Genomic DNA, 7363 nt, shown 5'->3' with positions numbered 1-7363 from the left:
TGTAGGCGGCGCTGTTGTGGGCCGCGATCACGCCGGCGATGCTGGAAAGATTGATGATGCTGCCGCGCACATTGGTTTCGCGCACGGTCCGGGCCATGGTGGGCAGCGACAGCTTGCAGCCCAGAAACACGCTGTCCAGATCGATGCTGTGCACACGCTTCCAGGTGTCGAAATCGGTGGCCTCTACCGTCGATCCGCCCGCGATGCCGGCATTGTTGACCAGCACGTGGAATCCGCCGAACTTTTCCTCGGCAAAGGCAACAGCAGCGGCCCAGTCATCCGGGCTGGTCACATCATGGCGGCAGGCCACCGCGGCATCACCGATGCTGGCCGCCACGGCCTTCACGCCGGCTTCGTTGATGTCGGTCAGCACCACGCGGGCGCCTTCTTCCACCATGCGCCGCGCCATCGCCTCGCCCAGGCCCTGCGCTGCGCCAGTGATCAGTGCCACCTTGCCTGCCATTCGGTTCATGTCGTCTTCCCCTTGGTTTTCGTGGTCAGCACCACCTTGCCCGTGACCAGCCCGGCTGAAAAGCTGTGACTCATGGGTGTGCCCGTGAATTGCCGCAGCCCTTGACGCCCTGCCGCCGGCACCATACCTCCCGGCCATGGCCATCCTCCCCATCATCGAAACGCCCGACGCGCGGCTGAAGCAGATCAGCGCTCCCGTGGAAACCGTCACCGACGCGCACCGCACGCTGATCGCCGACATGTTCGAGACCATGTATGATGCGCCCGGCATCGGCCTGGCCGCCATCCAGGTGGGCGTGGCCGAACGCATCCTGGTGATCGATCTGCAGCGCGAAGCCGATGACACGCCGGAAGACGCCGATCCCGACAAGATCGTGCGGGTGAAGGAACCGCGCGTGTTCATCAACCCGGAGATCATTTGGGAATCCGACGAGCTGTCGGTCTACCAGGAAGGCTGCCTGTCGGTGCCGGAAATGTATGCCGATGTGCAGCGCCCGGCCGAAATCCAGGTCAAATGGCTCGACGAGCAGGGCAAGGCCCACGACGAGAAGCTGGACGGCCTGCTCGCCACCTGCCTGCAGCACGAGATGGACCATCTGAACGGCGTGCTGTTCATCGATCACCTCAGCAAGCTGAAGCGCGACATGCTGCTGAAGAAGCTTGAAAAGCTGCGCCGGAGCGGCCGGGCGGCCTGACCGTTCAGCCCAGCCGGTCGAGAATCAGCCGCGCCGCATCTTCTGGCGGTTTCAGCTTGGCAGGGTCTTCCCCCGGATAGGCGCGCGCGCGCATCACCGTGCGGGTGGCGCCGGGATCCACGATGTGCGTGCGGATCGGGGAAACATTCTTCACCTCTTCCCCATAGGTGCTCACCAGATTCTCCAGCGCCGCCTTGGTCGCGGCATAGCCGCCCCAATAGGCGCGTGGGCTGGCGGCCACCGACGAAGTGACCGCCACGACATGGCCGGCCGCCGATTGGCGCAGCCAGGGATCAAGCGCCCGGATCAGCCGCATGTTGGCGGTGAGGTTGAGCGCGATCAGCTTGTCCCATTCCTTCAGATCAAGATGCGGCACCGGCGCCAGCGTGCCCAGTTGCGCGGCATTGAGGATCAGCGCATCCAGCCGGCCCCAGCGCGCGCCGATGGCATTGCCCAGCCGGTCGATGGCGTCGCTGTCGGTCAGGTCAAACGGCGCGATCGTGGCGGTGCCGCCAGCCTTGTGGATGCGGTCGTCCAGCTCGGCCAGCCCGGCTTCGGTGCGGCCGGTGATGATCACGTGCCAGCCTTCGCGGGCCAGCATTTCGGCGGTGGCCGCGCCAATGCCGCGGCTGGCACCCGTCACGAGGGCGAGTTTCTTGGTCGTGATGTCGGTCATGCGGCGGCCTTAGGCGGGTGGGGCGTAGGGGTCAAATCACCCGTTCAGCCAGCAGGCTCAGCTGGTCCGGCACTTCAACTTCTTCCTGGTCGGTCAGGCGGGTCGGATAATCGCCGGTAAAGCAGGCATCGCAATATTGCGGCGCGTGCTCGTCGCGGGCGGGTTCGCCCACGGCGCGATAGAGGCCGTCGATGGAGAGGAACGACAGGCTGTCCACCTTGATGTAATCGCGCATCCGCTCGACATCCATTTGCGCTGCCAGCAGCTTGGATCGTTCCGGCGTGTCGACGCCATAGAAACAGCTGTGCCGCGTCGGCGGGCTGGCAATGCGCATATGCACTTCCTCCGCGCCGGCTTCGCGTAGCATCTGCACGATCTTGACCGACGTGGTGCCGCGCACGATCGAATCGTCGATCAGCACGATGCGCTTGCCGGCGATCAGCGCGCGATTGGCATTGTGCTTCAGCTTGACGCCCAGGTTGCGGATCTGGTCACCGGGCTGAATGAACGTCCGGCCGATATAATGGCTGCGGATGATGCCCAGTTCGAACGGGATGCCGCTTTCCTGCGCGTAACCGATGGCGCCCGGCACGCCGCTGTCTGGCACCGGCACCACCATGTCGGCATCCACCGGATTCTCGCGGGCGAGTTCGGCGCCGATGCGCTTGCGCACTTCATAGACGCTGCTGCCATCCGCCATCGAATCGGGGCGGCTGAAATAGACATGTTCAAAGATGCACGGCCGTGCCCGCACCGGCGCGAACGGCCGCAGCGAACGCAGGCCGCGCCCGGTGATGATGATCAGTTCGCCCGGCTCCACCGAGCGCAGGAAGGTCGCGCCCACCATGTCGAGGCCAACGGTTTCGGAGGCGAGGATGTAGCTATCGCCCAGCCGGCCCAGCACCAGCGGCCTGATGCCCAAGGGATCGCGGCAGGCGAGCATGCCTTCGGCGGTGAGGCAGATCAGGCTGTAGGCCCCTTCCACCCGCTTCAGCGCATCGATGAAGCGATCGAGCAGCGTCCGGTACGACGACGTGGCGACGAGGTGGATGATCACCTCGGTATCGCTGGTCGATTGGAAGATCGATCCGCGCCGCACCAGTTCGCGGCGCAAGGTGGTGGCGTTGGAGATATTGCCGTTGTGCGCCACCGCAAAGCCGCCCGAGGCCAGCTCGGCAAACAGCGGCTGCACGTTCCTGAGCGCGGTTTCGCCCGTGGTGGAATAGCGATTGTGGCCGATGGCGATCTCGCCCTTCAGCTTGTTGATCACCGAATCATTGTCGAAATTGCCCGCCACATGCCCCATGGCGCGGTGGGTGTGGAATTCCTTGCCATCGAACGTGGTGATGCCAGCGGCTTCCTGGCCGCGGTGCTGCAGGGCATGCAGGCCAAGTGCCACCAGCGCGGCAGCGCCCTCGGCGCCATAAACCGCAAACACGCCGCATTCCTCGTGGAGATGATCGTCTTCCCACGGATCGGTGGTGAGCATCTTGTCCATGTGGTGGCCTTTGTCATTCGGCAGATGCCGGGCCATATAGGGTGGGCAGTCCGCTTTGTCTGCACCTGTCTTGTGATGAAAGTGTCACATATGAGCCAAGCCGTGGATGAAACGCTGGAGTTCCGGCCCAAGTGGGGCGCCGATGACCTGCTCACCGCTGTGGCGGTGGATGCGGCCAGCGGCGCGGTACTGATGGTGGCGCACATGAATGCCGATGCGCTGGCGGCGACGCTGGCCACCGGCGAGGCGCATTACTGGAGTCGCAGCCGGCGGGAATTGTGGCACAAGGGGGCCACGTCGGGGGCCATCCAGCGCGTGGTGGAAATAAGGGTGGATTGCGACCAGGATTGCCTGCTGTTGCGGGTTGAGCCGGCCGGCCCGGCCTGCCACACCGGCCGCCAGGATTGCTTCTACCGCCGGCTCGATGGTGGCCGGCTGGTGATGATCGGAGACGGTGAATGACGCTGCCAACCGGCCTTGAGATGACCGTGTTCGACGAGGTGTTCCGCAACCGCCCGCACGAACGCTTCGACGCGCTGCGCGCCGCCGATCCGGTGCATGACGACAAGGTGCTGGGCCGCGTGCTGCTAACCCGCGCGGCCGATGTGGCCGCCGTGCTGAAGGATCGCAGCTTGTCGGTCGATCAGCGCAACGCTGCGCCCGATACGATCGTGCAGCGGCTCGCCACGATGCAGGATCGCGAGGCCCCGCGATCGATGCTGGTCCTCGACGATCCCGATCATGCCCGCCTGCGCCGGCTGGTCACCCACGCCTTCAACGCCCGCGCCATCGAAGCGGTGAAGCCGAAGGTGGTGGAGGTGGCCGACGCCCTGCTCGACGCGGTGGCCGGCAAGGACAGGTTCGACATCATCGAGGAGTTTTCCTCGCCGCTGCCCATCATCGTCATCGCCACCATGTTGGGCGTGGACGCGGCGGACGTGGGCGATTTCCAGCGCTGGTCAAAGGCGCTGGCAAATGTGTTCTCGCCCATTCGTTCTCCGGAGTTCCTCGCGGCGCTGAAGGCCAATGCCGATGAACTGTCGGCCTATTTCGAACGCGCCATCGCCGAACGGCGCGCTGCCCCGCGTGATGATCTGATCAGCGCGCTGGTGGCGGTGGAGGAGGGCGGCGACCGGCTGACCACCGAAGAAATCGTCACCATGTGCAACCTGCTGCTGCTGGCCGGGAACCTCACCACCACCGACCTCATCGGCAATTGCGTGCTCGCCCTGCTGCGCCATCCCGATCAACTGGCCAAGGTGCAGGCCAACCCGGCGCGCATCGCCGACGCCATCGAGGAAACGCTGCGGCTCGACCCGCCAGTGGTGCAGAGCTTGCGCATTCCCTTGGCCCCGCGCGAGATTGGCGGCTGCCCGGTGCGCGCGGGCGAAGCGGTGACGACGTTCCTGATGGCCGCCGGGCAGGACCCGGCGCTGCACGCCGACCCGCTCACGTTCGACATCGACCGGGCCGACAAGACGCACTTCGCCTTTGGCGGCGGTGTGCACTTCTGCCTCGGCGCGCCCCTCGCCCGCGCCGAAGCCGAAATCGCGCTGACCCGCCTGTTCGCCCGCTTCCCCGGCCTGGCGCTCACCGGCGATCCCATCGAGCGCAACATCTCGGCGGCGTTCAACGGTGTGCAGCAACTCTGGGTTCGCCCGTGAGGATGTTGCTGGCCGGCGCGTCCGGCCTCGTCGGTGGCCTTGTGCTGGGCCTGTGCCCCGACGCCATCCCCATCACCCGCCGCCCCATCGGCCGGCCCGGCGTGGTCGCCGATTTCGACGATCTGCCACCGCTGCCGGAAGCGCAGGTCGCCGTCTGCGCGCTCGGCACCACGCGGGCCAAGGCAGGCAGCGCTGCCGCCTTCCGGGCCGTCGATCATGACGCCGTACTGGCCTTCGCCCGCGCCGCGAAAGCGGCGGGGGTGACGCACTTCATTCTGGTCAGCAGCGTCGGCGCCAACTCCAAGGCCAGCCTGCTCTACCCGCGCACCAAGGGCGAAGTGGAGGCAGCGCTGGCCGGGATGGGTTTCACCCGCCTCGACATCCTCCAGCCCGGCCTCCTTATCGGTCCGCGCGCCGAACGTCGGCCGGTGGAGCGCTTCCTGCAATGGGCCGCTCCGGTGATGGACCTCGCCCTGCCGCGCGCCATGGGCAGCCTGCCCGCAGAGGCGGTTGCCAAGGCTATCCTGGCGTTGGCCAACCAGAGCGAGCCAGGAGTCTTCCGGCACACAAATCGCAGCCTCAGCAGCTTGGCGAGATCTTTGTAACGCCTGCTTCCGCCATACCGCGACCAATTGCGACACCATGATGAGCTTGCAGCCTGATGCGTGTTCGTTGAACATTCGGCCATGCGGCGGTTCACGAAATCTGTGTTGGTCGGTACGCTGGCCGGTGCCCTCAGCCCATTGTCGATCGCGCTAATGGCCGCATTCTCAGGTGTGCTTACGGCGTCGGCGTCGGATCTTAGAACGGCTTTTTATATCGCTGCTGTCTCACTTGCGCTTTCCGCCGTTGTTGTCCTCCCAGCCAGCGTGCTCATCGGCTTGCCAGTTGCAACAATCTTGAGGAGGCGAAATGCCGAGACGCTGGGCAATTATCTTGTCATTGGCGCCGCCGCCGGCGGCATCATCCCATTGGTGGCTACGCTTGCCCTCGGTGGGGAAACGTGGACGGGGCTGGGACTAGCCGTTCTTGGCTTTATCGCTGGGGCTGCAACCGCCTGCAGCTTGTGGCTCTGGCGGCCCAAGAGCAGAGACGCTCATCCGCCCGAGTAGGGCCATCGCCAGCTTGACCTTAACGTAAACGTAAACTACCCCCTCTTGGCATGAGCAATCCGGCTGAGGCGCCCCGCACTGATGAGTCGGCAGCAGCCCTGCTGCATGCCTTTGCCACCGCGCCCGCGCCGCCGGCCGCCGGTGATGCCAGCCATTTTTCGATCACCGAATTGGCGCTGGCCTTCAACATCACGCCGCGCGCCATCCGTTTTTATGAAGATCAGGGCCTGATCACGCCGGAACGGCAGGGCCAGAACCGCATCTACAGCCGCCGCGACCGTGCCCGGCTGGCGTGGATCCTGCGCGCCAAGAATGTCGGCTTCAGCCTCGCCGAAATCCGCGAGATGATCGACCTGTATGACGTGGGCGATCACCGGCTGACGCAGAAGCGAGTAACGCTGGAAAAGTGCCGCGCGCGTGTCGCCCTGCTGGAAGAGCAGCGCGCCGATATCGACGCCACCATCTCCGAGCTGCAACAATTTTGCGACATCGTCGAACAATCGATGAAAGCCTGATTCCATGCCCACCTATCGCGCCCCGGTGAAAGACACGCTGTTCGTGCTGGAGGCCGTGGCCGGCCTCTACAACCAGTCCCATGTGCCCGGCTTCGAGGCGGTTTCGCCGGATCTGATCGAGGCCGTGCTGAACGAGGGCGGCAAATTCTGCGGCGAAGTGCTGGCGCCGCTCAATCTTCCGGGTGACCGCCAGGGCTGCACTCGCCATCCCGATGGCAGCGTGACCGCGCCGGATGGCTTTCGCGCGGCCTACAAGCAGTTCTGCGACGGCGGCTGGGGCGGCCTGATTGCCGACGAACATCATGGCGGCCAGGGCCTGCCCTATACCATCGGCGCGGTGATGCAGGAATTCATCGCCGCGTCCAACATGGCGTTCGGCATGTATCCCGGCCTGTCGGAAGGCGCGCAGGCGGCGATCGAGGTGGTGGGCTCGCCCGAGCAGAAGGCCAAGTGGCTGCCCAACATGGTGCAGGGCCGCTGGACCGGCACCATGAACCTGACCGAGCCGCAGTGCGGGACTGATCTGGGCCTTATCCGCACCCGCGCCGAACCCAATGCCGATGGCAGCTGGTCGATCACCGGCACCAAGATCTTCATTTCGGCCGGCGAGCATGACCTGTCGGACAACATCATCCACCTCGTGCTGGCCAAGACGCCGGGCGCGCCGGACAGTGTGAAGGGCATCAGCCTGTTCATCGTGCCCAAATTCATCGTGAACGACGATGGCTCGCT

9 protein-coding genes are annotated in these 7363 nt (G+C 65.3%); 6 read left to right on the top strand and 3 right to left on the bottom strand.

The genetic code is table 11. The features are described 5' to 3' along the window. Positions 1-472, bottom strand: a 472-nt coding sequence (locus RT662_RS06035) for an SDR family NAD(P)-dependent oxidoreductase (RefSeq protein ID WP_313669801.1), incomplete at its 3' end; no start/stop codon positions are given. A 136-nt stretch (positions 473-608) separates the two neighbouring features. Here RT662_RS06035 and def point away from each other — a divergent pair. Further along, positions 609-1166, top strand: a complete 558-nt coding sequence (gene def / locus RT662_RS06030) for a peptide deformylase (RefSeq protein WP_313669800.1) — start codon at positions 609-611, stop codon at positions 1164-1166. A 4-nt stretch (positions 1167-1170) separates the two neighbouring features. Here the strand turns inward: def and RT662_RS06025 are convergent, their stop codons facing one another. Together RT662_RS06025 and purF are read right to left on the bottom strand one after the other, a co-directional pair. Then, the gene (locus RT662_RS06025) at positions 1171-1842 is read right to left on the bottom strand and encodes an SDR family NAD(P)-dependent oxidoreductase (RefSeq protein ID WP_313669799.1); all 672 of its coding nucleotides are present in this window, start codon (positions 1840-1842) and stop codon (positions 1171-1173) included. A 31-nt stretch (positions 1843-1873) separates the two neighbouring features. Then, on the bottom strand, positions 1874-3331 hold the full coding sequence (gene purF, locus RT662_RS06020) for an amidophosphoribosyltransferase (RefSeq protein ID WP_313669803.1): 1458 nt from the start codon (positions 3329-3331) through the stop codon (positions 1874-1876). Positions 3332-3430: 99 nt separating this feature from the next. On the opposite strand from purF, the gene hisI reads away from it, so the two are divergent. The 5 genes from hisI to RT662_RS05995 all read left to right on the top strand — a co-directional run. After that, positions 3431-3802, top strand: a complete 372-nt coding sequence (gene hisI / locus RT662_RS06015) for a phosphoribosyl-AMP cyclohydrolase (RefSeq protein WP_303780168.1) — start codon at positions 3431-3433, stop codon at positions 3800-3802. Further along, positions 3799-5004, top strand: coding sequence for a cytochrome P450 (locus RT662_RS06010; RefSeq protein ID WP_313669798.1), 1206 nt, complete (start codon positions 3799-3801; stop codon positions 5002-5004). The genes hisI and RT662_RS06010 overlap by 4 nt, the downstream gene beginning before the upstream one ends. Beyond that, positions 5001-5609, top strand: a complete 609-nt coding sequence (locus RT662_RS06005; RefSeq protein WP_313669797.1) for an NAD-dependent dehydratase — start codon at positions 5001-5003, stop codon at positions 5607-5609. Before RT662_RS06010 ends, RT662_RS06005 begins: the two co-directional genes overlap by 4 nt. 557 nt (positions 5610-6166) lie before the next feature. Beyond that, positions 6167-6631 (top strand): MerR family DNA-binding transcriptional regulator, encoded by a 465-nt coding sequence (locus tag RT662_RS06000; RefSeq protein WP_313669796.1) that lies wholly within the window; start codon positions 6167-6169, stop codon positions 6629-6631. A 4-nt stretch (positions 6632-6635) separates the two neighbouring features. Continuing rightward, positions 6636-7363, top strand: a 728-nt coding sequence (locus tag RT662_RS05995) for an acyl-CoA dehydrogenase family protein (RefSeq protein ID WP_313669802.1), incomplete at its 3' end; no start/stop codon positions are given.

Origin of the sequence: Sandarakinorhabdus sp. (assembly GCF_032115815.1) — a bacterium.
In the GTDB taxonomy this organism is placed as follows: domain Bacteria; phylum Pseudomonadota; class Alphaproteobacteria; order Sphingomonadales; family Sphingomonadaceae; genus Sandarakinorhabdus.
This window is presented reverse-complemented; position numbering and strand designations above follow the sequence as displayed.